The sequence below is a fragment of the Aphanothece hegewaldii CCALA 016 genome (genome assembly GCF_003007785.1).
In the GTDB taxonomy this organism is placed as follows: Bacteria; Cyanobacteriota; Cyanobacteriia; order Cyanobacteriales; family Microcystaceae; genus Chroococcus; species Chroococcus hegewaldii.
The window spans coordinates 76,304-99,947 of the sequence record NZ_PXOH01000005.1 but is presented as its reverse complement, the minus strand read 5'-3'; the positions used below and the strand labels follow the sequence as shown (position 1 = coordinate 99,947).

Genomic DNA, 23,644 nt, shown 5'->3' with positions numbered 1-23,644 from the left:
AATGCTTTATTTAAAAAACGTTGTCTATCATCCTCCTGCAACACCTCAACCGATTTTAAAAGGAATTAATTTAGAATTAGCCCCTCAAGAATTAGGATTGATTATTGGCCCTAGTGGTTCCGGGAAAACAACTCTTTTGGAAATTCTAGCAGGTTTAGCAGAAAAAACGCGGGGAGAAATTTTCTGGCGAGATCAAGAATTAAATTCTCTTGACTTACAGGAATTAGGGGGGTTAGTTTTCCAGTTTCCTGAACGTCATTTTTGCGGCAAAACACTTTTAGAAGAATTACGTTTAGGTCATCCTGAAATCGGAGTCGAACGGATTAAACAAGCATTAAGTGAAGTGAGTTTAGATCATCTTCCTTTGAATACCTCTCCTCATGATCTCAGTGGTGGTCAACAACGTCGTCTATCTTTAGCAGTACAATTAATTCGTCAACCTAATTTATTATTACTGGATGAACCCACGGCGGGGCTAGATTGGTCAATGCGTCGTCAATTGTCTAAATTATTAGAATCTCTGAAAAAGCATTGGTCTTTATTAATCGTTAGTCATGATCCTAATGAATTATTTAATATTGCCGATCGTCGTTGGAAAATTAATCAAGGAGAATTAGAAACGATTTAATGAATCAATCTTTACCAGCATTTATTGAACTTTGGCAAACTACTTTAAATTGGCAACCTAACCCAGAACAACTGCAAACTTTTCAAGTTCTTTATGATCAGATTTTAGAGGGAAATACTCAATTAAATTTAACTAGAATTACTGAAGCTTCAGACTTTTGGGAGAAACATTTATGGGATTCTTTATCAGGAGTTTCTCAAATTAATTTAGACTCATTACAAAACTCTTGTAAAGTGATTGATATCGGTACTGGTGCGGGTTTTCCTGGTATTCCAATTGCTATAAGTTACCCAGACTGGCAAGTGACACTTCTCGATTCTACTCGAAAAAAATTGGTTTTTGTGCAACAAATTTTAGATAAATTATTGCTCAAAAATGCTAAGATTTTAGTGGGAAGAGCCGAAGCTATAGCCAGAGAAAAACAGTATAGATCTAACTATGATTTAGCCACTATTCGAGCCGTTAGTAATGCGAGTGTGTGTGCTGAATATGCCTTACCTTTTTTAAAAGTGGGTGGAACAGCAATTCTTTATCGTGGTCAATGGAGCGATGAAGAAGATTATAATTTAAAATCGGCTCTTTCATTATTGGGAGGAGAGATAACGTTAGTAAAATCTTTTCAAACTCCTTTAACTCAAGGAATTCGTCACTGTGTATATGTACAAAAAATCCTTAAAACTCCAGAAGAATATCCCAGAGCAATTGGGACTCCAACACAACAGCCTTTAGGAATAAATTTTCAAGATGTTTAGATTAATTAAAATTATTTTTATCATTACGCTTGTTGTCTTAGTGAACCTGAATAACTTAGCATTTGCCGATGAACTCAATTCAGCAAAACTATTTGAAATTAATTGCGCGGGATGTCATCCAAAAGGAGGAAATATCATCCGTAGAGGCAAAACACTTAAATTAAAAGACTTAAAAAAATTTAAAATGGATTCACTCTTATCAGTAACAGATATTGTGACAAATGGAAAAGGTATTATGTCAGCATATAAAGAACGTTTAACAGAACAAGAAATTAATGCAGTTGCTAGTTATGTACTTGAACAAGCTAGAGAAAATTGGCAGTAAATGTAGCAAAATCTTTGGAGATTGGTCTAAAATACGAAATGTAAAGAAATATAAAGGTTTATGCTCAATAAAGTCATTGTTATCGTGGGTGCAACGGGTGGCATCGGTACCGCTTTAGCACACAAACTTAGCACCACAGGGGCTAACCTTGTTTTAGCAGCAAGAAATAGGGAACGGTTATCCGCTTTAGCATCTGGGTTATCGACATCAGGTTTAGTATTAACGGTGCCAACTGATATTACTGACTTATCCCAAGTCGAAAGCTTGATGGAAAAAACCGTGAGTCAATTTGGACAAATCGATGTTTTAGTCAATGCTGCGGGCGCGGGTGTGATGAAACAATACAACAAAATTACCCCAGAAGATTTAGATTTAATGTTGAATCTCAATCTAAAAGGAAGTTTTTATACTTGTCAAGCGGCAGCAAATGTGATGAAAGATAAACACTCAGGGCATATTTGTAATGTCGTGGGAATTTTGGGTAAACATCCGATGGCGATGGCTTCGGCTTATTGTGCTTCTAAATATGGCATGGTTGGTTATAGTAAGTGTTTAGCCGATGAAGTGAAACGGTATGGAATTAAGGTCACTTTATTTTATTTTGGTGGTATTGATACCCCATTTTGGGATAATGTTAGTCTAAAAGTTGACCGAAAAAAAATGCTAACTGCTCAAACTGCGGCCGATGCGATTTATTATGCAATAACAGCCGAACCTCAAGCAGTTCCAATGGAAATTAATATTCAACCCGATAGTCATTTATTCTTTTAATTTATGGTTTTTGCATCGCAAGTTAATCAAGAATGCGCTTATGTATATTGATTATGTTCATTTTTATGTAGAAGATGCAAAAAAATGGCGAAACTGGTTCGTTAATGTAATGGGATTTCTGGTTATTGCTAGTGGTGAGAATGTCCACACCTTAACTGAAGTAGTAGGAAATGTAGGAAATAAAGATAATTCACCAATTATTTTTGTTCTTTCTTCTCCTTTAACTCTATTTAGTCCTGTGACAAAATTTTTACAAAAACATCCCTCTGGGGTTGTTGAGATTGCTTTTTCGGTCGATGATTTAGAAAAGATAATTAACAATAATGCTCAGATTTTTGAACCCATAGAAGAAAGAATTTCATCAGAAGGACGTGTGAAATGGAGTCAAATTAAAAATCCTGCTAACCTTAAACATACTTTAATTGAACGTCAAGGAAAAACGCCGATTATTCCTGAGCTTAATTTAACTGAAATTGCTTATATTCCGACTCAACAAAGTAATTTTAATAAAATTGATCATTTAGTTTTAAATGTAGCTTCTGGTGAGTTAGCAAACACAGCAAATTGGTACGAAACTGTTTTAGAATTTGAGAAAAAACAATCTTTTAGGATTCAAACCGAACAATCTGGATTATATTCTCAAGTAATGGTACATCCAGTGAGTGGTGTACAAATTCCAATTAATGAACCGAGTTCGCCGAATTCTCAAATACAAGAATTTTTGGATATAAATCAAGGTTCTGGCATTCAACATATCGCTTTACAAACATCTAAAATCGTTCAATTAACTGAATCTTTGAGACTTGCTGGACTTTCTTTCTTAAAAGTACCGAAAAATTATTATGAACAAATTTCTAATAAAAATGAGCAAAAAATTATTGAACTTTTAGAATTAGAAGCATTAATTAAACAAGAAATATTAATTGATTTAGAAATAGATCATAATTTAGTAAATTCGACAAATTATCCTCTTTTACTCCAGATTTTTACACAACCTATCTTTGAAAAACCGACTTTCTTTTTTGAGTTAATTGAAAGACGAGAGCAAGCAAAAGGTTTTGGTGAAGGTAATTTTAGAGCTTTATTTGAAGCGATAGAAAGAGAACAAATCAAACGTGGGAATTTAATAATATAGTTAATTATTGAATTAGCTATATTTTTCATGTTGCCATTTTTCACCGATTATGTTTACTTTTTTGATTGCTTCTTCTAATTTTTTTTCAGCAATTTCTAATTGAGGAAGATGTTGAGTAAGCTTATCTAATTTTTCTTGACTTGATTGAATATTTTGCATTTTTTTTACTCCAAAGCTTTAATAAGACTAAATCCTGATAAAAAATGGGTTTATTTTCCAAACGCCTACGCAAATCTAAAGCCTATATTTTACGATTGATTATTTTCCATCGGAAACCAGTTATTGTCTAAAGCTTGTTCTATAGAGATGGTAGACTGAGCAGGAAATAATTCTATTTTACATCCCATTAAACGAGCCATAATTTCTCTAGCATTCTGATAGCATTCCTCAAAGACTTCAAAAAGATAAGGCTTAAGACTCGGACTATCTTTTAAAAGTTCTTTAATTTGAACTCGAAAAGTCGTTATTTCAGATTTCCATTTATTAGAATTATAAGCACGTTCAGCTTCCCAATAAGCTAGTTTTAGTAAGTGTTCAAAAAGTCTAGTTAATAAACTTTTTATCGCCCGCTTATCGCTTTTTCCCATAGTCTCCAACTCCTCAATTAAGTTTTTCCAATCCACTAAGGAAAACTTGCCTTGACGTAGTTGTTCTAGGGTTGCCTTGAGCCATAGCTGATAATCTTGCTCGTACAAAGTTTGGATTGATGAATCTATTTGTGCTGTCATAAACACGCTCTATTTTTGAGATTTTTATCCTACTATTGTACCTTTTCAATATTTCCGGCTTTAATCCAACCTTCTTGATTAGTCGAAATTACCTTAACTCTTTGCCAGTTTCCATCATCGCTGGTTCCTAAAACCATAATTTCGGCTTTATAACCAAGACTACCTAATCTAGCGGCTTCTGTGCTAGGTTCGGCCCGTAAACTTAAACCATCTGACCATGATACAAAAGCTTTATAAGTTCCGGTGGGAATATCTTCTAAACTTTTGACTTCGGTAACTGGGTTGGTTGCTGCTTTGTTGGGTTCGGTTGTTGTTGCTTTTTTGGCTAATGCTTGTTGTTTCTTTTCTTCAGCGAAAAGGGGTTTATCTGGTGGCGAAGACATTTTCGATAAAATCACATAAGCAACCGCCGCAGATGCTCCCGCTAAAAGGACAACTCCGAGGATAAAACCGATAATAAATTGTAAAAAACCAGATAAACGATTCATATTATTTTAAGTTTAGTTTAGTTGAATTGACGTTGAATGCGATCGTTAAAACGACCATCTCTAGAGGCTAAACGGGCTTTTCCTGAATTTGCCCAGTTTTGCAAAAATTCGATTTGTTCTTGTGCAGTTCGAGCAAGGGGAATCATTTGACTAGCGGCTTCTAGAATATCATCAATTGTAAAGTCACGATTTTGACTAAACCCGATGTGCATTGCTTCGACGATGGTTTGCTCAATTTCAGCCCCCGAAAAATCTGGCGTTTCATAAGCCAAACGTTTTATATCGTAATTTTTCAGGTTGTGCGGACGCAACCGAGATAAATGGACGGTAAAAATGGCTTCGCGTTCCTCTTGGTTGGGTAAACCGACAAAAAAGATTTCATCAAAACGCCCTTTTCTTAACATCTCTGGCGGCAAAGCTTGAATATTATTCGCAGTGGCTACGACAAAAACCGAGGATTGTTTTTCTGCTAACCAGTTAATAAAAGTCCCAAAAACTCGGCTAGTTGTACCACCGTCACCCCTGCCATCCACGCCAGCAAAGGCTTTATCAATTTCGTCAATCCACAGTACACAAGGGGATAGGGCTTCCGCTAGATTAATCATTTGTCGGGTACGAGATTCTGATTCGCCCACTAATCCCCCAAATAATCGCCCTACGTCTAACCGTAGTAAGGGTAAATGCCAATGGTGAGAAATGGCTTTCGCGGTGAGTGATTTTCCCGTTCCTTGTATACCGACGAGGAGTAAACCTCTGGGATGGGGTAAACCATATGCCCGCGCCCTTTCGGTGAATGCGCCACCGCGTCGTAATAACCAGTCTTTGAGGTTATCTAAACCGCCAATATCGGTGATTTGTTCGGTAGCGGGATAGTAATCTAGAATTTGTGTTTGTCGGATTGATTGGCGTTTTTCTTCTAAAATCAGTTCTACGTCTTCGGGTTCAATTTTGCCGTGACTGGCGAGACAACGACTTAAAACGCGGCGAATTCGTTCTAATGATAACCCTTGGGCTGCCCGTACTAATTCATCAGTGAGTTTATCAGATAATGATTGTCCTGTGGATAGAATTAAGCGTTGAATTTCGCTTTTAATTTCTGTGGCGGTAGGAAGGGGAAAATCTACAACGGTGAGAACTTCGGTTAAGTCTTGGGGAATTTGAACCGTCGGGGAAATTAAAATAATATTTTTGGGTTGTGCTTTGAGACTACGCGCTAAATTACGCAGTTTTCGGGAAATAGAGACATCTTCTAAAAAACGCTGAAAATCTCGAAAAATAAAGATACCGCCCGCATTAGTTGGGAGTTTTTCTAGGTATTCTAAGGCTTGTAAGGGATTGCGTTTTCCTACTCCTTCATTATTCGGGTTGTCGTGATAACCATCGACAAAATCCCACACGTAAACCGAACGGTTGCCCATTTGTTTCGCACAATCGGCGATCGCTTTTTCTAGTCGTTCCTCTTCAAGTGTGGGAACATAGATTAAAGGATAGCAAGCCCGTAGTAACAGTTCAAACTCTTCACTAAAGCCCATAGCTTGTCGGGTATTTTTTCTTAATCTTTAATTATGGCTCAAATTGGTTTTACCAAAAATGCTGCTTTTGCTGTCTTGGCTAAAACCAATCTCGCCAAATATTATAACGTTTAAGCATTAACCTATAGAGATGAAAAAGGATGGGATCAAACCCATCCCTATTTAGTTCCCTCGCTTATTCAGTCAAAATCTGTATTTTGTGTGGCGTTTTTATTGATTTACTAATTGTTGTTGATATCTTCGTTTAATCATCCCACTGCCTTTACATACTTCACACATCACCTCGGAACTGTTTTCTAAATACACTTTTTTTCTTCCTTTGCAGTGGTGACAGATGACTTGTTCTTCTAACCAATAGTTAGAGAGAAAGCTTTCATCTGTGATGTATGTAAAATCCTCATACATTAGACCGTCCTCTTACAATGATTGGCTTAACTCTATTCAGTTGTCTTGCTGTCCTTTAAAAAAATAAGATAGAAGCCAAAAACACAACAAATATATAGATCAAAAACGATTGTGATTAGTCTATAATTGATTTCGTGTTTACCTTAGACATTTCAAACTTAATCTTTTTAAACTTTAACCCTCAAAAAATTTTATTTCTTTAATTTTTATCTTAAAGACTATATTCAGAATGAGACAAAAACTTTACAATACTTCATATTATATTAAAGAACTTTAAAGAGGCTGAGTATTTACTCCATTTTGATTAAGATATATGTACTGAGTGAGCAAAATTTTTTTTAAATGTAGAGTATGAGTAGCTCAAAATATAAACTAGGTTTTATCGACTCATAACAAGATCTAATTAATAATATATTTTTCACAACTATGCTAAGACGGTTAAAATTTAATGAATCCCAAATTTTCCTCATTATCTTGGGACTAATACTAATCTTAGTTCTCCTCAATAAGTTCTGTATTGAATTTCTCTGGTTTCAAGAGGTAGATTATCTAAGCGTTTTTCTAAAAAAGTTATTTTGGCAGTTGCTTTTAGGATTTAGTATAGGTTTATTTTCTTTATGGTTTTTATTAAATAATTTATCGGTTGCCCAGCGATGGAAATGGGTTTTATATGAGAAGCCAAAAAGATATGAGAAGATGATAGATGGTTCAATACAACCGATAGAAAAACCATTGATTAAATCTCAGTTTTTTGAGATTCGTTTTCCTTGGTTACTAATATTAGTGGGAGTCATGACAATTTGGCTCGGGTTAATTATTTTAGGCTATGCCCAAATTATTTACCGAGTTTGGACACCCGATTATTATCTACCTAATATTAAAGTATCTCAATCAACACCTTTTAGTTTTTTATGGTTAAGGCAAGTTGGAAAAGATTTAATAACAGATGGAAGAAAATTAGCTATTGTTACTACAATTATTATTTCTGTAATATTAAGTACAAAATGGACTTTAAGAGCAATTTCGATTTTATTAAGTAGTCTTTTTGGTTTATTATTTGCTTTGAACTGGGAAATTATTCTTAAATTTTTAAATGCAACTTTATTTAATAATATTGATCCTCAATTTAGCAAAGATATAAGTTTTTATATTTTTACAATTCCTTTTTGGCAATTACTTGATACTTGGATAGAAGGTTTATTATTAACGACTATTATATCTGTTTGTTTAATTTATTTTCTCTCTGCTGATAGTCTATCTCAAGGTAAATTTCTAGGTCTTACTCGTGAGCAATTGCATCATTTATGTTTACTTTGGGGTAGCTTAATGGCACTCCTAGCATTACGACATATTTTAGAACGTTTTCAATTAGTTTATTCAACAACAGGAATAGTTTATGGTGCAAGTTTTACTGATATTCGTGTTCAACAATATGTAGAAATTATTTTAAGTTTTATTGCTATATTTGCGAGTATTTGTTTCTTTTGGAAAGCTATAACAGGAAGAAACCTGTTAAGAAAAGTCTTTTATCCGCTCTCTCACAAAAAAAGCATAATTTTAGCTCTAATTCCTATAATTTTATATTTGGGTTTTATGTTTTTTGGCATACTTTTAAGAGATTCTGTCCAAAAAATTATTGTAGAACCCAATGAACTCGAAAAAGAAAAACCTTATATATCTCGGTCTATTTCTAGTACAAGAACAGCTTTTTCATTAGATAAAATTGAAGCAAAAGTTTTTAATCCAATTGGAGATATTACGCCACAAGTATTACAAAATAATGAGCTAACTATAAATAATATTAGTCTGTGGAATTCACGACCTTTATTAGAAGCAAATCGTCAATTACAACAGATTAGACTTTATTATAAGTTTCCTGATGCTGATGTTGATCGCTATCCGATTAAATTTCAATCACAACAACAAGATGATCCTTTTATTAGTGAAAAACAACAAATTATTATTGCCGCAAGAGAATTAGATTATACTGCTTTACCAGAGTCTGCTAGAACGTGGGTAAACGAACATTTAGTGTATACTCATGGTTATGGTTTTACGCTTTCTCCTGTTAATTTAGCTGATGAAGGAGGTTTACCATATTACTTTGTTAAAGATATTGGAACCGCAGAAGAACCAGGAGCGTTACGAACTTCTAGTAAATTAGTACAACAAAGTATTCCGATAAGCAAACCAAGAATTTATTTTGGTGAATTAACGAATAATTATGTAATTACTTCGACAAAAGTCAAAGAATTTGATTTCCCCAATGGTGATGAGAACACTTATAATATTTATGATGGAACGGGTGGAATTGCTATAGGTTCGCCGATAACAAGAGGTTTATTTGCTACTTATTTAAAAGACTGGCAAATGCTTTTTAATAAAGACTTTACACCTCAAACTAAACTTTTATTTCGCCGAAATATTACAGAAAGAGTAAGAGCGATTGCACCTTTTTTAAACTATGATCAAAATCCCTATCTTGTGGCGGCTGATATTAGCAATGAAACCCAAATCTCGAATAATAGTAAACTTTTTTGGATTTTAGACGCATATACAATCAGCGATCGTTATCCATATTCTGATCCAGGTAAATTTAATTTTAATTATATTCGTAATTCAGTCAAAGTGGTCATTGATGCTTATAACGGTACAGTCAACTTTTACATCGCAGATGAACAAGATCCCATTATACAAACTTGGAAAAAAATCTTACCAGAATTATTTAAACCCCTAGCGGCTATGCCCAAAAATTTACAAATTCATCTCCGCTATCCCGAAGATTTTTTTAGAACTCAAGCCGAGCATTTATTAACTTATCACATGATCGATCCACAAGTTTTTTATAATCGTGAGGATCAATGGCAAATTCCGATAGAAATTTATGGAAATGAACAACAAGAAGTCAAACCTTATCATTTAATTATGAGATTGCCAGAAGAACCCTCAGAAGAATTTGTCTTATTGCAACCTTATACCCCAACCAGTCGCCCTAATTTAATTGGTTGGTTAGCTGCGCGATCTGATACACCCAATTATGGCAAATTATTACTATATCAATTTCCTAAACAACAATTGGTTTATGGACCAAATCAATTAGAAGCCCTCATTAATCAAAATCCTACTATTTCTCAACAGATTTCTCTATGGAATCGAGAAGGCTCAAAAGTATTACAAGGTAATCTTTTGATTATTCCTATTGAACAATCGTTATTATATGTAGAACCTATATACATAGTAGCTGATCAAAATGGGTTACCCACTTTAGCCAAAGTAATTGTTATTTATGACAATCAAATTGTCATGGAAGATACGTTAAAAGATAGTTTAGAAAAAATCTTTGGGGCAGTGTAAAGTATTAAAAATCGTTCTTTGGTCTAATAGATAGCTAAATCAAAAACAGATATTCTGTATAATAATCTAAAAAATTGGGAGCTTAAATTATGCGTTGGCAAATGGGGCGAAGAAGTGGCAACGTAGAAGATCGTCGAGGTATGGGAATGACTCCAGTTGTCGGCGGTGGTTTAGGAGCAATTGTTTTAGCTTTAATCGCGCTCTTTTTAGGAATTGATCCATCGATTATATTAGAATCAGGAATCAATCAACAAACCGCCCCATCATCGGGAACAAGACAAGGTACACCAGAAGAAGAACCATTAAAAGATTTTGTTTCCGTTGTTTTAGCGGATACCGAAGATGTTTGGACAAGACAATTTCGCCAAATGGGAAGAGAATACGTTGAACCTAAATTAGTTCTTTTTTCGGGCTCAGTTGACTCAGCGTGCGGTTATGCACAAGCAGCAATGGGGCCTTTTTACTGCCCTAGAGATCAAAAAGTTTATATTGATTTAAGCTTTTATCGAGACTTGCAAAATCGACACAATGCACCTGGTGACTTTGCTCAAGCTTATGTCCTTGCTCATGAAGTGGGACATCATGTACAAACATTACTTGGAATTAGTCAACAAGTTGATGCAGCGCGTCGTAGAGCGAGTGAAACACAGTCCAATCAACTCTCAGTCCGTTTAGAGTTACAAGCGGATTGTTTAGCGGGAGTTTGGGCGAATCAGGCTCAAAGAGAAAGAAATATTCTAGAACAAGGTGACATTGAAGAAGCACTGAACGCCGCTAGTCAAATTGGAGACGATCGCTTACAGTCTAAAGCTAGAGGTTATGTTGTTCCCGACTCTTTTACTCATGGAACCTCAGAACAACGAGTTCGCTGGTTTACGCGTGGTATTCAATCGGGTGACATGAATCAATGTAATACTTTTGCGACCAATACATTATAAAGAAACGTTAAGTAAGATAAACAATGAAACGATAGCTAGTTTAACAAGATTTGCTAAAATACAGTTCTTGCGCCTCTGTATATTTAAGACCTCAAAAGGGGTTTAAAAACGACTATGCTAAATCCTAACTTGGAAGAGATTGTACTCTCTTTTGAGGAATATCAACGTTATTCTCGCCATATTATTTTGCCCGAAGTTGGGCTAGAAGGACAAAAAAAACTCAAAGCCGCTAGTGTACTTTGTATTGGTACAGGTGGACTCGGTTCACCTCTCATTCTTTATCTAGCTGCGGCAGGAATTGGCAGAATTGGTATTGTTGATTTCGACATCGTTGATACTTCTAACTTACAACGTCAAATTATTCATGGTACCTCTTGGGTAGGAAAACCTAAAATCGAATCGGCAAAAAATCGTATTTTAGAAATTAATCCTGACTGTCAAGTTGATTTGTATAACACTCAGCTTAGTTCGGCGAATGCGTTAGAAATTCTCGCACCCTATGACATTGTGATTGATGGGACCGATAATTTCCCGACGCGCTATTTAACGAATGATGCTTGCGTTTTATTAGATAAACCCAACGTTTACGGTTCAATTTTCCGCTTTGAAGGACAAGCAACCGTTTTTAACTATCAAGGCGGCCCCAATTACCGTGATTTATATCCAGAACCCCCACCACCTGGAATGGTTCCCTCTTGTGCCGAAGGAGGCGTTTTAGGGGTGCTTCCTGGTGTGATTGGAACGATTCAAGCGACCGAAACGATTAAGATTATTCTCGGTGCAGAAAATACCCTGAGTGGGCGTTTATTGCTCTATAACGCTTGGGATATGAAATTTAGAGAATTGAAACTCAGACCGAATCCAGAGCGTCCTATCATTGAAAAACTGATTGATTACGAGCAGTTCTGTGGTATACCTCAAGCCAAAGCACAGGAGGCACAACAAGCGATGGAACTTTCTGAAATGACGGTTGTTGAATTGAAACAGCTTTTAGATAGTGATGCTGATGATTATGTCTTGATTGATGTGCGAAACCCCAATGAATACGAAATTGCGAGAATTCCTGGGGCGATTTTAGTTCCTTTACCCGATATTGAACAGGGTTCGGGCATAGCACAAGTTAAAGAATTAGTCAATGGTCATCGCTTGATTGCTCATTGTAAGATGGGGGGTCGTTCTGCCAAAGCGCTCGGTATTCTTCGATCTGCAGGAATCGAAGGCACAAACGTTAAAGGTGGTATTACCGCATGGAGTCGAGAAGTCGATTCAAATGTACCAGAATACTAATTAAAATTAAGGGAATGGTGTGTATCTATTCCCTTTTGGCACAATAACGCTTGATCTGGTTCGTCTCTCTAGCTAAGATGCTAGTAATTTTATGAGATATGTTTAAAAAGACATGAAAAAGCTTACGATTTGGGGAGCGATCGCCACACTTCCCGCCGGTTTAGGAATGTGGGTATTTCCAACGATGCCAGCCGATGCCCGCAATCAATTTGATGTATGTGTACAGCAGATTCAGGGAACAGGTGTACCAGTCACCAAAGCCAAAGTAGCCTGTTCTGATGCCCTCATTCCCAAAGAATTATCGAGATGCGTCAGTCAAATTAAAGGCAGAACGTCGATTAATCCCGAAGATGCCCTAGAAGCTTGTTACCAAGTCAGACGACCCGTTGATTTAGCCAATTGCGTCACAGATATTAATCGTGCAATACCTTTAGCGCCCACAACGACAACAGGTTCTTATCAATCGGAAGAAGGAACACCTTTAAGTCTAGAAGCATCTTCTAAAATAGAGTCCGATCCCTCTCTGTTTTCTTTGGAGTCTTGTCGGCGCAGTTTGTTACCTGGTCGTTATTCAGAATGCGTGATTGCACTGTCTCGGAATGGCGAAGAAACATCACCTGTACAAGCGATGAAAACTTGTTTAACCGCCGAAGATTTCCCAAGAGAAATCTTTCCAACTTATCCACAAAACTAAGCCAAAAAGCTTGACTTAGAAAAATATTTATGTTAATAAAACTGGGAATAAAAAATTAGTTATCTAAAAATATAGCTATTTTTTTATATACCCATTTTTTTTTCAAAAATAAACTATATTAGTTTAAATGTTGATTAAGAAAAAAAATTAGGATCGGGGTGTAATCATGACAGCTAATTTATTTGATGTTAACTACTATCGTCAAGCTAATCCAGATTTAGCCATAAACGGAGTGATAACAGACGAACAACTCACCAATCATTTTTTTACATATGGTGTTTTTGAAGCAGGCAGACAGTTTTCTCGATTGGCTGATCTGAGTTTTTATCGAGCAAGTAATTCAGATTTAGCTTCTTTAGATAATCTATCGCTCTACAATCATTTGGCGAATAATGGTGTTAAAGAAGGGCGACGCTTTTCCCCTTTCTACGATACCCAATTTTATCAAATGGCTAATCCTGACTTAATTCAGGCTGGTTTAGATAATGAAGGTTTGTTTAATCATGTTCAAGCTTCAGTCTTATCAGTAATCAATGAGAATAGACGATTTTCCCCTTTCTTTGATATCCAATATTATCGACAAACTTATAGTAGTGAGCTTGGAGCTTTTGATAATGCAGGATTGTTAGAACATTTTAAAGTATCGGGGATAAATGAAGGACGTAAATCATCACCCTTTGTTGATGTTAATTTTTATTTACAATATCTGGACTCTTACAAAGATTTAGCCGCTACAAGAGCCGCAGTTAATAATAATCGGGGTCTCGCATTTCGGGAATTACAATCCTCTGGACTTCGCCAAGGGCAACGTTTTTCACCCATTGTTGATTTAGATTTTTATCGAGATTATAATCCCGATTTAGCGTATTTAGATAATGGGACGTTATTCAATCATCTTGTTTTAACCGGTTCAACTGAAGGTCGTCGCCTTAGTGCATCTTATGATCCTGTTTTTTATTCTATTGCTAACTCTGACTTAACTGGAATGGGTAGCCAACAACTTTTAAACCATTTTGTTAATTTTGGAATCAATGAATATAGACAGTCATCCGACTCTTATAGTGGAGGATTCTATTTAGGAAATAATTCAGACTTATTACAAGGTGGTTTGAGTAGTCAACAAGCACTTAATCATTATGAAATCATCGGTTTACATGAAGGACGAAGAGCGAATAGCATTGCGATCGCACTTTCAGGAACACCAGGAACTTTCTTCGGAAATGCCACTAATTTAGGTGCGTTTACCAGTGGTAGAAGTGGCATTATCAATGAAGCGGTTAATAATAGTGGTGCGATCGATGTTTATCGTTTTACCGTTGCTTTTCCTTCTAATGTCAGCTTACAAATTAATAATTTAACGGCTCCAGTAAATTACTTCTTAGTTGTCGATCGTAATGGTAATGGGGTGTTAGATGCAGACGAGTATATTAGTAACATTCAGACGAGTAGTACTAGCAATATTGGCGGAAATTTTGCAGCAGGAACTTATTATCTGATTGTGCAGCAAGCGACAACAAATCAACCAACGAATTATAGATTAAATTTATCCTCTAATGGACTGGGGGGAATTAATACATCGAGAGATCCTGGTGAAACAACTGCCACAGCTTTAAATTTAGGCGTTCTATCTACAACTTTTAATACAATTGAATTTAATGATTTTATCGGCACATCTGATCTACAAGATATTTATCGTTTTACCACTACAGATCAGGGTAATTTTAACGGACAAATTTTCAATATTAGTAGCTCCGTCATAGCCGAGATTTTTATTGATAGTAATAAGAATGAAATTTTAGAGGATGGTGAAATTATTTTTAGTCAGTCAGGAAACTCACAATTTTTATTAAGAAATATTCCCGATGAAGTGGCACAAACTTATTACATCAGAATTAGACCGAATCCTTCGACAAATAAAGGAACCTATAGCTTAGGCTATACTTTTACCTAAAAATTCTTGAGTTAGTTTTTCTAACCTATTTCTAAGTCTATTGCTGTAAAATAGAAAACAATTATTTGAGACGTAATAATCATGGCAGTGAATTTATTTGATGTTGGCTATTATCGTGAAGTGAATCCAGATTTAGCCTTAAACGGATTGACAACAGACGAGCAGGCTACCGCCCATTTTTTTAGTACTGGGATTACTGAAAATAGATTATTTTCTCGGTTTGTCGATCTAAATTTCTATCGAGCTAGTAATAGTGATTTATCTTCATTTGATGCACCTAGTCTTTATAATCATCTTTCTAATTTTGGTGTAGCAGAAGGTAGACGATTTTCACCCTTTTTTGATTTAAGTTTTTATCAAAGAGCCAATTTAGATTTAGCCTCAAACGGAGTAACCACTAACGAAGGACTTTTTAATCATTATCAAATTTCTGGAATTAATGAAAATAGACGGACTTCGGCTTTAGTCGATCTAGGCTTTTATCGAAGTGCTAATGCTGATTTAGCGGGTTTAACTCAACCACAATTGTTAGATCATTTACGACGCTTTGGAATTAATGAAGAACGCCGTTTCTCTCCAGTGATTGATCTAGGAATTTATGAAGCAGCGAACCCAGATATAAAAGCCGCAAATATATCGTATTCAGGATTATTACAACATGTGGGAACAAATGGAGTTTTTGAGGGTCGTCGTTTATCCCTTTCTTATGCTCCAGTATTTTATGTTAATCCTCAGAATAACCTCGATTTAGCCGGAATGGGTAGCCAACAACTTTTAGACCATTTTGAATTTTTTGGAATTAATGAAGGTAGACAAGCATCAGAATATTTTAATGTCAATTCTTACCGAATCAATAATCCCGATTTAGGAATAAATGGAATCGTCACCAATCAGCAAGCCTTAAATCATTTTGAAGGAATTGGTTTCCGTGAAGAACGAATACCAGGTAATTTACCTTTGGCTATTCCAGGAGGTATTGATCCAGGAAATGATAATAATAACCTGACAACGGCTGCTAATTTAGGAATTTTCAACAGTAGACGTAGTGGAACTATTACTCAGCAAATTAGTAGTACTGATTTAACCGATATTTATCGAATTTTGATTCCGACAACCTCAGATGTTAATATTTCAATTAGTGGGTCTAATAAACCATTAAATTTAGAAATTATTTATGACAGTAACGCCAATAATATTAACGAAGGTGGTACGTCAGAACAGATTTTCTCTCGTCCTAGCAACATTCCAGATTCTAGTAACCGGTTTGGTTTCAACCGTACTTTAGGCGCAGGAACTTACTACGTTAGAGTATTTGCCTCTGATACAACCACCAACACCACCTATAATCTAAACTTTTCAGCAACAACAGTTCCGATGGCACCAGCTTTTCCCGATCCTGGTGAAATGGCTTCTACTGCTTTGAATATTGGTACTCTTAGTAGTAATCCAGTGTTCCTGCAAAACTTTGTGGGTGCGGTAGATCCATCAGATATTTATCGGTTTAATATCGTCACACCGAGTACTTTAAACTTAACCTTAAATAATTTAAATCTGGTTAGTAATATCGATGCTCCAATATTAAATCTTTACTTTGATGCTAATAACAATAATCAAATTGATGATGGTGAATCAATTGAGTCTAGTCGTCCTTCGCTTAACTCACCTTTTATTAATCTGACAAAATCTTTAGCCGCAGGAACTTACTTCCTCAGATTGCAACAAGATAGCACTTTTACAGCAGCTAGTAATACTCGTTTTAGTCTGAATTTATCAGCATCCTAAAAAAGTTGGAGTGTGTATTGCTCTTTTAATGAATTGCTTGTTGATAAACTGCAATCATTTGATGCGCGATCGCATCCCAACTATACTGCTCAAATGCTAAACTTTTGCCATTCTCTCCTCTTTTTTTGCGTTCTTCTGCGTCTTGTAATGCGGTTTGTAAGGTTTGGGTTAAATCTGCGACAGTACATTTTGTTACCCAACCTGCCGCCGCTTTTTCCACTGCACCCCAAATATGAACTTGATCTGAGATCACAACTGGTGTACCAATTGCCATTGCTTCAGCGACAGCAATTCCAAAATTTTCATAGTATGAAGGTAATACAAATAAATCAGCATCCTGTAATAAACCTAATTTAACCTCGCCTTCAACAAATCCTGTAATTGTGGTATATGAAGATAAAATTGAGCTTTTAATTTGTTGCTTAATCTGATTTTCGTAGTTTGGATCTTGCGGATTACTTCCCGCTAAGACAAAATGAAAATTGATGCCTTTTTCTAATAGAGTTTCTAAGGCAGGTAATAATAAATCTAGTCCTTTTTTGGGTTCAATGCGAGACATAAATACAATTAAAGGAACATGACTCTTTATTCCTAGATTTTGAGATATTTTTCCTTTTTTTGGGAGCAACTTAGGAAAATTAACGCCCAAAGGAACGACAAAATCTTGAGTTTTCGCGCCGAATCGTTCTGATATTTTACATTCTTGATCACTGGTAAAATGAATCCCCGCAGCCCCAACTAAATTAGGTTTTTCTAATAGTGCAGCATAAATCTTTTTTAATTGTTGTTTTTTTCTTAAATCGGCTGGATCAAGTGTGCCTAAAGGACGAAGTAAATAAGGTAAATTTTTTCTTCGAGCAATGGTAGCCGCCGCCGTACTTACTGGAGAAAATAAAGCATGAATATGGGCTATATCATAGTTATGCGCTTCTTTAGCCAACCAACTAAGTAAACCTAGAGAAAATTTATAACGACGAAATGGAGAACAGGGAAAATAAATAATTTGATAGCCATCTTCAGAAATGGGTTTTAAGAGAGGAACATCTAGAGGAGGTTGACCGACATCGCCATTAGAATTAGTGGTTAAGATTGTAACATCAACCCCTAAGTTAGCCAAAGCAGACGATAAACCGATTACCATTTGACTAGGGCCGCCATAAATCAGAGAGATTGAAGGTACAATTTGTAAAACTTTCATAGTTCTTGATAGAAGTCTAGTAAACTTTTTGCTAGAGCTTTATTGGTATATTGATTTATGACGCGATCGTAACCCAGTTCAGCTAAATTTTGACAGAGTGCGGGATTTTCTATCATCTGACGTAAACAATTTTGTAAAGCTAAAATATCACCTTCAGGAAAGATTAATCCTGCTTCTCCAATAACATAAGGAATTTCCCCAGAATTTGAACCAATCACAGGAACTTTACAAGCCATTGCCTCTATTAAAACATGGCCAAATTGTTCTTTCCAACCAACAGCCGTTAAAGTTTTTACCTGATAACTGGTTTCTGAAGGCAGTACTAAAGTACTCATCAAATTAATGTAACGAGGTACTTCATCATGTGGCACACTTTCAACAATAATAATTCGGTCTTGAATGCCAATGGCTGTAGCTTCAGACAAAATAGTTTCTTTTAGGGTTCCTCTTCCTAAAAGTAAACATTTCCAAGATAAATCCTTTAATCCTGCAAGAGCTTTAATGAGGGTTAATATTCCTTTTTCTGGTACAAAACGCCCAACAAAACCAATGACAAATTCTTGTGTTGTCATTCCTAATTCTGTTGCTAATTGAGATTGTTTTGAAGGAGAGAATAAGACTTCATCAACTCCAAGTTGAGGCATTACTTTAGAAATACCTTTATATCCGTGTTCTCGTAAAATGTCCTCAGCATCTTGATTACCTGCAATTAAACCATCGGTATTTTTCAGGTTATAAGACTCCATCCAAGAAATGGGAAACTTATTATTATAAGGAATATTCCACCAAGTAAAAAAGCAATTTTTAGCCTTTAAATTTAAGAGACGATTGAGGGTAATTAGTTCAGAATAACCCAAAGATTTAGCACCTTGCTCAACTTGAATAATATTAGGGCGAAATGTTTTTAAAAGCGAAATAATATCGGCTCCAAAAGTTAGTAATGGCTGGTTATTTTGGCTAAAATTAGAAATAGGAATAACCCGAAAATTACCTAAATTCCAAGGCTTAGTTTCAATAATTTTATTCTGAACTCCGCCTGGTTTCCATCGTTTAGGAACAACAACCGTTACCTCAACATTTTGCTCTATTTCAGTCAAAACCCTAAGTTTTTCACAATTGAGATCAACAATATAAGTATGACTAGCGACTAAAATCTTCATAAACTTATCTGGAGCTATTTACGTTTTTTCTCGCTGTAAAATTTAACTTTTTAAAGATAATTGTTCATTGTTCATGGTTAATTGAGTAGATTTTTGATCTTGCTTAGTATAAATTTGTCCATCATCCCAAAGAGATTTAACTTGAGTTTTGACAGCATCTAAAAAACCTAAACTATAAAAAATTCCACGAGACAAAACTTTAATAGGTGAACCGCCTTTATTACAAGGTGGATTTCCGAGAACATGACAATCAAATAACTTAAAGTAAAGACGAAATTGCTGACTCAACGTTAAATTTTTTAACGCCATCAAAAAATGATTGTGATAAAAAGTAATTTGATATTGCAACGAACGGGTGTTAATATCATGACATCCCCCTGTTTCTTCGCCGAGATGAATTAGATAGGCATCTGGCTCATACCAAACAGAATAACCAGTCGCTCGTAGTCTTAAAGAAAAGTCTGATTCTTCTCGAACTGCACCGCCTCTAAAACGTTCATCAAACCAAACATTATATTTAGTAAAAATGTCGTGCCGAAACGACATATTACAGCCTCTAGGAGAAATGACTTGTTGAGCTTTAATGGTATGAACTAAATCAATATGATACCAAGCGATACCGGGGTCCATTGCTTCGGGGGGTAAATCTTCAATCTCATAAGGCGAGTCATCTGTCTTTAATTTATTAGCATCAGCTAACTTCATCCGATCAAATACTCGCCCTGCAACAATACCCACATCAGGTCGATCTAAAAATATACGAGCATGAGCTTTAAAGTATCCATTGGGAAGTCTGACATCATCATCAATAAATAGAATAATTTCCCCAGATGCTCGTCTCACACCAAAATTTCTCGCCCCTGGTAAACTTGCCCAATTGAGACGAAACCATTTAATTTTATTAGCATTAGCTAAATTTTCGAGATAAGATTGCACTTCGCTTGTATGGGATTGAGTTTGATCAATTACCAACACTTCCAATGCAGGATAGTCTTGTTGCAAAACATCATCGAGAGTATCTTTTAGAGGTTCTTCTCGGCGATAAGTTGGAATAATAACAGAGATTAAAGGAAGTGACATAAGTAAAGAGCGAGGTTTGATGTGAATTAAATAATTTAAGCCCAAGATAATTTCTTACGCTTAATTTTTAAAGTTTCTGCAAGAGTTAATGGTGGATTTTCTTTTAATTGTTGTTCTTGCTTGTCGATAATTGGCAGTTTAAAAATGATGCCAGCAAAAAACCAATAATAAATTCCAACTGGATCTGTATCTAAAGGATACCAATATGGTAAATAGCTAATAATCACCAAAAATATCCAAAAGCTAGAGGCAAAACTCCGAAGACTCGGATCTCGAATCGAACGATATGATAGGAATGCCAAAATTAGTAAATGGGTCAAGAAAATCATATAGATGATAAATCCAATCATACCCAATTCAAAAATAAGTTTACTGTGAAATGTTTCTAAAAATGAAATAGGACCAAATACCCTTGCTGAAGATGTCCCTCTTCCTAATCCATTGCCTAAAATTCCACGCTGATTACTTAATGCAAAATTCACTTGCTTTACAATAAATTCTTGAGGAGGACTTTGATTCCAGCGACCGACAAAACTATCAACTCGTTGTTGAATAAATTCGGAATTAAAGAAAGAAAAACCAATTGATAAAAATATTACTAAAATAACACCAATTACGATTAGTTGTTTAAACTGTTTTAATTGACCTGTCAGAATTAACAAAACAACAATGATGATAGGCACTAATAAAAAAGAGAGTCGCTGTCCACAAATGATTGCATTTATAAAAACTAAAGCTAATCCAGCTAAACCAGTTATTTTCCACCAAAAAGCTTTTTCACTAAAAGCACTTGCAAAGCAGATAGCACTATTGGCGACTAAAAACCAACCCCAGTGCCAAGGAGATGCAAAAGTTCCAGGTAAACGGATTTGATTATATTCTGGACTAAACAGAACTGCACCACCAATGAAACATCGAGAAGCAATTTGGGCTTGAAATAAATCTTCTCCCATCATACCTCTTGTCCCGATACAGCGACCTGTATAAAGTAACCAATACTGGACTAGGGCTAAACTACAGCAAATAATCGCAAGAATTACGAGTAATCGGCCTATGTTTAGTAGTTTCTGCTTACTGTCTACAAAATAGTAAGCGCAGAATATTAGGGGAATATAGCCCATTAAAACTTTTAAGCCAAGAAGGCCTTGAAGAAAAGGTGATCCCTCTTTACAAGGTACTCGAATCGGTAAACCTCCTTGAGGATTGGGTAAGAATTTTTCGGTTAAAGTATCGCAAAATGGGAGAGTTTCCCTCGATAAGTTAACAACAAATAATACTAATAAACAATAAAATAGCAAAAAGGCTAAGGTGGGCATCAATTTTCGAGGTACAAGAATCGGCTTTTTATCTCGAACGCATTCAAAAATTAAACCTAATAATGCTGGAAGATAAAAGATATCTTTACTGACTTGAAGGATGGGATTTTCGCCAGAAACCCAGTAAGTAATCGTTCCATTAAAAGGAATATAAATTAAAAACATCCATAAAGCAGCACGAGGATAGAAAAAAGATAAGATTAAGATTGGAATTACTAAAGCTGTTATCAGCCCATAAACTGGTTTAGCCAACAAAGCGATCGGTAAGCCAATCACTAAACCAGCAGCGATCGCACTAGATGAAACAGTAATTAGCTTTTTTTGGTTTTCTTTAGCCTGACGTTTTCGGGCTAATTGTTCTTGCAAACTAAGCTTTGTCGTTTCTTTTTTGGTCGATTCTTTTTGTGTCTTAATGGTTCTTTTTAACATGAACTAAATAAGCCATGAAACTTTTTATCTAAATAAAATGAAGCACCACAATTTTTGTTTGTTTAAATATATTGTGGTGTTTCATCTAAACTAGCTTCAAGTTTAACATTATTCAATAGCTAGGTACTGTTGCACAATTTGAATAAGATGTTCTGTCCAGTGTTGAGCCGAATTAGCACAAGCAGATTCTACCATAACCCGAATCAATGGCTCGGTTCCCGATGCACGTACTAAAATTCGTCCTTGATCTCCCATAGCCGTTTGAGCCGAGAAAATCGCATTTTGTAAAGGTTCGCACTGTTCCCAGTTACAACGCCGTTCTCGATTTTCGACCCGAACATTTTTTAGAATTTGAGGGTAGGTTTGAAAACTTTGATTGATTAATTCATCCAAAGAAACGCCTAATTGACGAACTAAGGCGGTTAATTGTAGTGCCGTTTGTACACCATCGCCTGAAACACCATAATGATGACAGATAATATGTCCCGACTGTTCGCCGCCTAACATCGCTCCAGTTTCCCACATTTGGGCTTGTACGTGTTGATCCCCAACTGCTGTACGAATAAATTTTCCGCCTAATTTTTGCCATGCTCTCTCAAAGCCTAAATTAGCCATCACCGTCGCAATAATTAGATCATCGGGGAGTAAATTTTGTGTTTTTAAATATTGTCCCCAAAGATATAAGATGTAGTCGCCATCGACAATTTTACCTGTTGCATCGATCGCCATTACTCGATCTGCATCACCATCAAAGGCAAAACCGAGATCAGCTTGATAAGTCTTGACAGCTTCTTGTAGTGTTTCTAGATGAGTTGAACCACAGTTGACATTAATGCGAGATCCATCGGGTTGATCATGTAAACAGATCACATCGGCCCCTAATTGTTTAAATAAGTCGGGGGCTATATTAACCGATGCACCCCAAGCTAAATCTAAAACTATTCTCATTCCAGCAAACGTTAAACCTGACGGGAGGGAATTTAACAGAGTTTGTGTATAATCATGCGCCATTTCTGGACAATAATAGGATTTTCCCCAAATTTTTGTTTCTTGTTGAGAAAGAATGATTGTTCCTCTTAAACCAGCTTCGATTTGTCCTGCAAGCTTGGCTGATAATTTTGTTCCCTGATGACTAAAAAACTTAATTCCGTTGTCTTCGGGTGGGTTATGACTCGCAGAAATCATAATACCGCCTTTAGCATGGGTAGAACGAGTTAGATGAGCAACACAAGGAGTTGGACATAAACCAATGTGCCAAACATCTAAACCGGCTGAGGTTAAGCCCGATGCGATCGCCATTGCCAACATATCACTAGAGTTGCGGGAGTCTTGTCCAATGATAATCGGGCCACTCATTGGGGAAGATGCTTTTAAGACAATTCCAGCCCAAAATCCTAGTTGCATAGCAAAGGAGGCATTTAATAATTCTCCAGCTTTGCCCCGTATGCCATCTGTACCAAAAAGGGGGGATTTGGGTAACGTAAGAATTGAGTTAAAATCCACTGAGTCAAAGGTCTGACGATAGTGATCTAATTGTTCGTTTTCTTTATAAGAAATAGATGTTACCATGTTATATTTGCTCCTCACACATCACACCAAAAAGAAAGTTGAATTGTTAAAGCTTACGACAAATTGGGATTATTGCACCAACCATATTTGCTGTAATAGATGCTAGTATATAGCGAAAAATT

General features: G+C 35.9%; 21 protein-coding genes. 11 read left to right on the top strand and 10 right to left on the bottom strand.

What is annotated here, in order from left to right; all coding sequences use genetic code 11:
- Position 1: 1 nt before the first annotated feature.
- The 5 genes from C7H19_RS06445 to hppD are packed head-to-tail and all read left to right on the top strand — an operon-like array spanning position 2 to position 3,611.
- Positions 2-628 carry an ABC transporter ATP-binding protein gene (locus tag C7H19_RS06445; RefSeq protein WP_106456071.1) on the top strand — a complete coding sequence of 209 codons (627 nt, stop codon included), beginning with the start codon at positions 2-4 and terminating at the stop codon, positions 626-628.
- Complete coding sequence (gene rsmG / locus C7H19_RS06440; RefSeq protein WP_106456070.1) at positions 628-1,380, top strand: 16S rRNA (guanine(527)-N(7))-methyltransferase RsmG; 753 nt, start codon at positions 628-630, stop codon at positions 1,378-1,380. The genes C7H19_RS06445 and rsmG overlap by 1 nt, the downstream gene beginning before the upstream one ends.
- Positions 1,373-1,705 (top strand): c-type cytochrome, encoded by a 333-nt coding sequence (locus tag C7H19_RS06435; protein ID WP_106456069.1) that lies wholly within the window; start codon positions 1,373-1,375, stop codon positions 1,703-1,705. Before rsmG ends, C7H19_RS06435 begins: the two co-directional genes overlap by 8 nt.
- Before the next feature lie 60 nt (positions 1,706-1,765).
- Positions 1,766-2,476: an SDR family oxidoreductase gene (locus C7H19_RS06430; protein ID WP_106456068.1), complete on the top strand. Its 711-nt coding sequence runs from the start codon at positions 1,766-1,768 to the stop codon at positions 2,474-2,476.
- A 40-nt stretch (positions 2,477-2,516) separates the two neighbouring features.
- On the top strand, positions 2,517-3,611 hold the full coding sequence (gene hppD, locus C7H19_RS06425; protein WP_106456067.1) for a 4-hydroxyphenylpyruvate dioxygenase: 1,095 nt from the start codon (positions 2,517-2,519) through the stop codon (positions 3,609-3,611).
- Positions 3,612-3,623: 12 nt separating this feature from the next.
- On the opposite strand, the gene C7H19_RS25530 is transcribed toward hppD, so the two are convergent.
- From C7H19_RS25530 to C7H19_RS06405, 5 genes are all read right to left on the bottom strand, one after another.
- Positions 3,624-3,770 carry a hypothetical protein gene (locus tag C7H19_RS25530; RefSeq protein WP_181280542.1) on the bottom strand — a complete coding sequence of 49 codons (147 nt, stop codon included), beginning with the start codon at positions 3,768-3,770 and terminating at the stop codon, positions 3,624-3,626.
- 89 nt (positions 3,771-3,859) lie between these two features.
- On the bottom strand, positions 3,860-4,339 hold the full coding sequence (locus tag C7H19_RS06420; RefSeq protein WP_106456066.1) for a DUF29 domain-containing protein: 480 nt from the start codon (positions 4,337-4,339) through the stop codon (positions 3,860-3,862).
- 32 nt (positions 4,340-4,371) lie between these two features.
- On the bottom strand, positions 4,372-4,827 hold the full coding sequence (locus tag C7H19_RS06415) for an SH3 domain-containing protein (protein WP_106456065.1): 456 nt from the start codon (positions 4,825-4,827) through the stop codon (positions 4,372-4,374).
- Positions 4,828-4,844: 17 nt separating this feature from the next.
- Complete coding sequence (locus C7H19_RS06410) at positions 4,845-6,359, bottom strand: AAA family ATPase (protein ID WP_106456064.1); 1,515 nt, start codon at positions 6,357-6,359, stop codon at positions 4,845-4,847.
- 210 nt (positions 6,360-6,569) lie between these two features.
- Positions 6,570-6,764, bottom strand: a complete 195-nt coding sequence (locus C7H19_RS06405) for a hypothetical protein (protein WP_106456063.1) — start codon at positions 6,762-6,764, stop codon at positions 6,570-6,572.
- 426 nt (positions 6,765-7,190) lie between these two features.
- Here C7H19_RS06405 and C7H19_RS06400 point away from each other — a divergent pair, with 426 nt between their 5' ends.
- From C7H19_RS06400 to C7H19_RS06375, 6 genes are all read left to right on the top strand, one after another.
- Positions 7,191-10,118 carry a UPF0182 family protein gene (locus C7H19_RS06400; RefSeq protein WP_106456062.1) on the top strand — a complete coding sequence of 976 codons (2,928 nt, stop codon included), beginning with the start codon at positions 7,191-7,193 and terminating at the stop codon, positions 10,116-10,118.
- Positions 10,119-10,207: 89 nt separating this feature from the next.
- Entirely contained in the window at positions 10,208-11,056 is an 849-nt protein-coding gene (gene ypfJ, locus C7H19_RS06395; RefSeq protein ID WP_106456061.1) for a KPN_02809 family neutral zinc metallopeptidase, read from the top strand.
- 114 nt (positions 11,057-11,170) lie between these two features.
- Positions 11,171-12,343, top strand: a complete 1,173-nt coding sequence (gene moeB, locus C7H19_RS06390) for a molybdopterin-synthase adenylyltransferase MoeB (protein ID WP_106456060.1) — start codon at positions 11,171-11,173, stop codon at positions 12,341-12,343.
- Positions 12,344-12,455: 112 nt separating this feature from the next.
- Positions 12,456-13,037 carry a hypothetical protein gene (locus C7H19_RS06385; RefSeq protein ID WP_245927346.1) on the top strand — a complete coding sequence of 194 codons (582 nt, stop codon included), beginning with the start codon at positions 12,456-12,458 and terminating at the stop codon, positions 13,035-13,037.
- Positions 13,038-13,203: 166 nt separating this feature from the next.
- Positions 13,204-14,988 (top strand): hypothetical protein, encoded by a 1,785-nt coding sequence (locus tag C7H19_RS06380; protein WP_106456059.1) that lies wholly within the window; start codon positions 13,204-13,206, stop codon positions 14,986-14,988.
- A gap of 81 nt (positions 14,989-15,069) precedes the next feature.
- Positions 15,070-16,770: a PPC domain-containing protein gene (locus C7H19_RS06375; RefSeq protein WP_106456058.1), complete on the top strand. Its 1,701-nt coding sequence runs from the start codon at positions 15,070-15,072 to the stop codon at positions 16,768-16,770.
- 25 nt (positions 16,771-16,795) lie between these two features.
- Here C7H19_RS06375 and hpsP read toward each other — a convergent pair whose 3' ends face one another.
- From hpsP to glmM, 5 genes are all read right to left on the bottom strand, one after another.
- A complete protein-coding gene (gene hpsP, locus C7H19_RS06370) occupies positions 16,796-17,968 on the bottom strand; it encodes a hormogonium polysaccharide biosynthesis glycosyltransferase HpsP (RefSeq protein ID WP_106456057.1) in 1,173 nt (390 codons plus the stop codon).
- Positions 17,965-19,128, bottom strand: a complete 1,164-nt coding sequence (hpsO, locus tag C7H19_RS06365) for a hormogonium polysaccharide biosynthesis glycosyltransferase HpsO (protein WP_106456056.1) — start codon at positions 19,126-19,128, stop codon at positions 17,965-17,967. The genes hpsP and hpsO overlap by 4 nt, the downstream gene beginning before the upstream one ends.
- A gap of 42 nt (positions 19,129-19,170) precedes the next feature.
- A complete protein-coding gene (gene hpsN, locus C7H19_RS06360) occupies positions 19,171-20,208 on the bottom strand; it encodes a hormogonium polysaccharide biosynthesis glycosyltransferase HpsN (protein WP_106456232.1) in 1,038 nt (345 codons plus the stop codon).
- Between the two features lie 35 nt (positions 20,209-20,243).
- The gene (gene hpsL, locus C7H19_RS06355) at positions 20,244-21,953 is read right to left on the bottom strand and encodes a hormogonium polysaccharide biosynthesis protein HpsL (RefSeq protein WP_106456055.1); all 1,710 of its coding nucleotides are present in this window, start codon (positions 21,951-21,953) and stop codon (positions 20,244-20,246) included.
- A gap of 108 nt (positions 21,954-22,061) precedes the next feature.
- Positions 22,062-23,522, bottom strand: a complete 1,461-nt coding sequence (gene glmM / locus C7H19_RS06350) for a phosphoglucosamine mutase (protein WP_106456054.1) — start codon at positions 23,520-23,522, stop codon at positions 22,062-22,064.
- Positions 23,523-23,644: the final 122 nt, after the last annotated feature.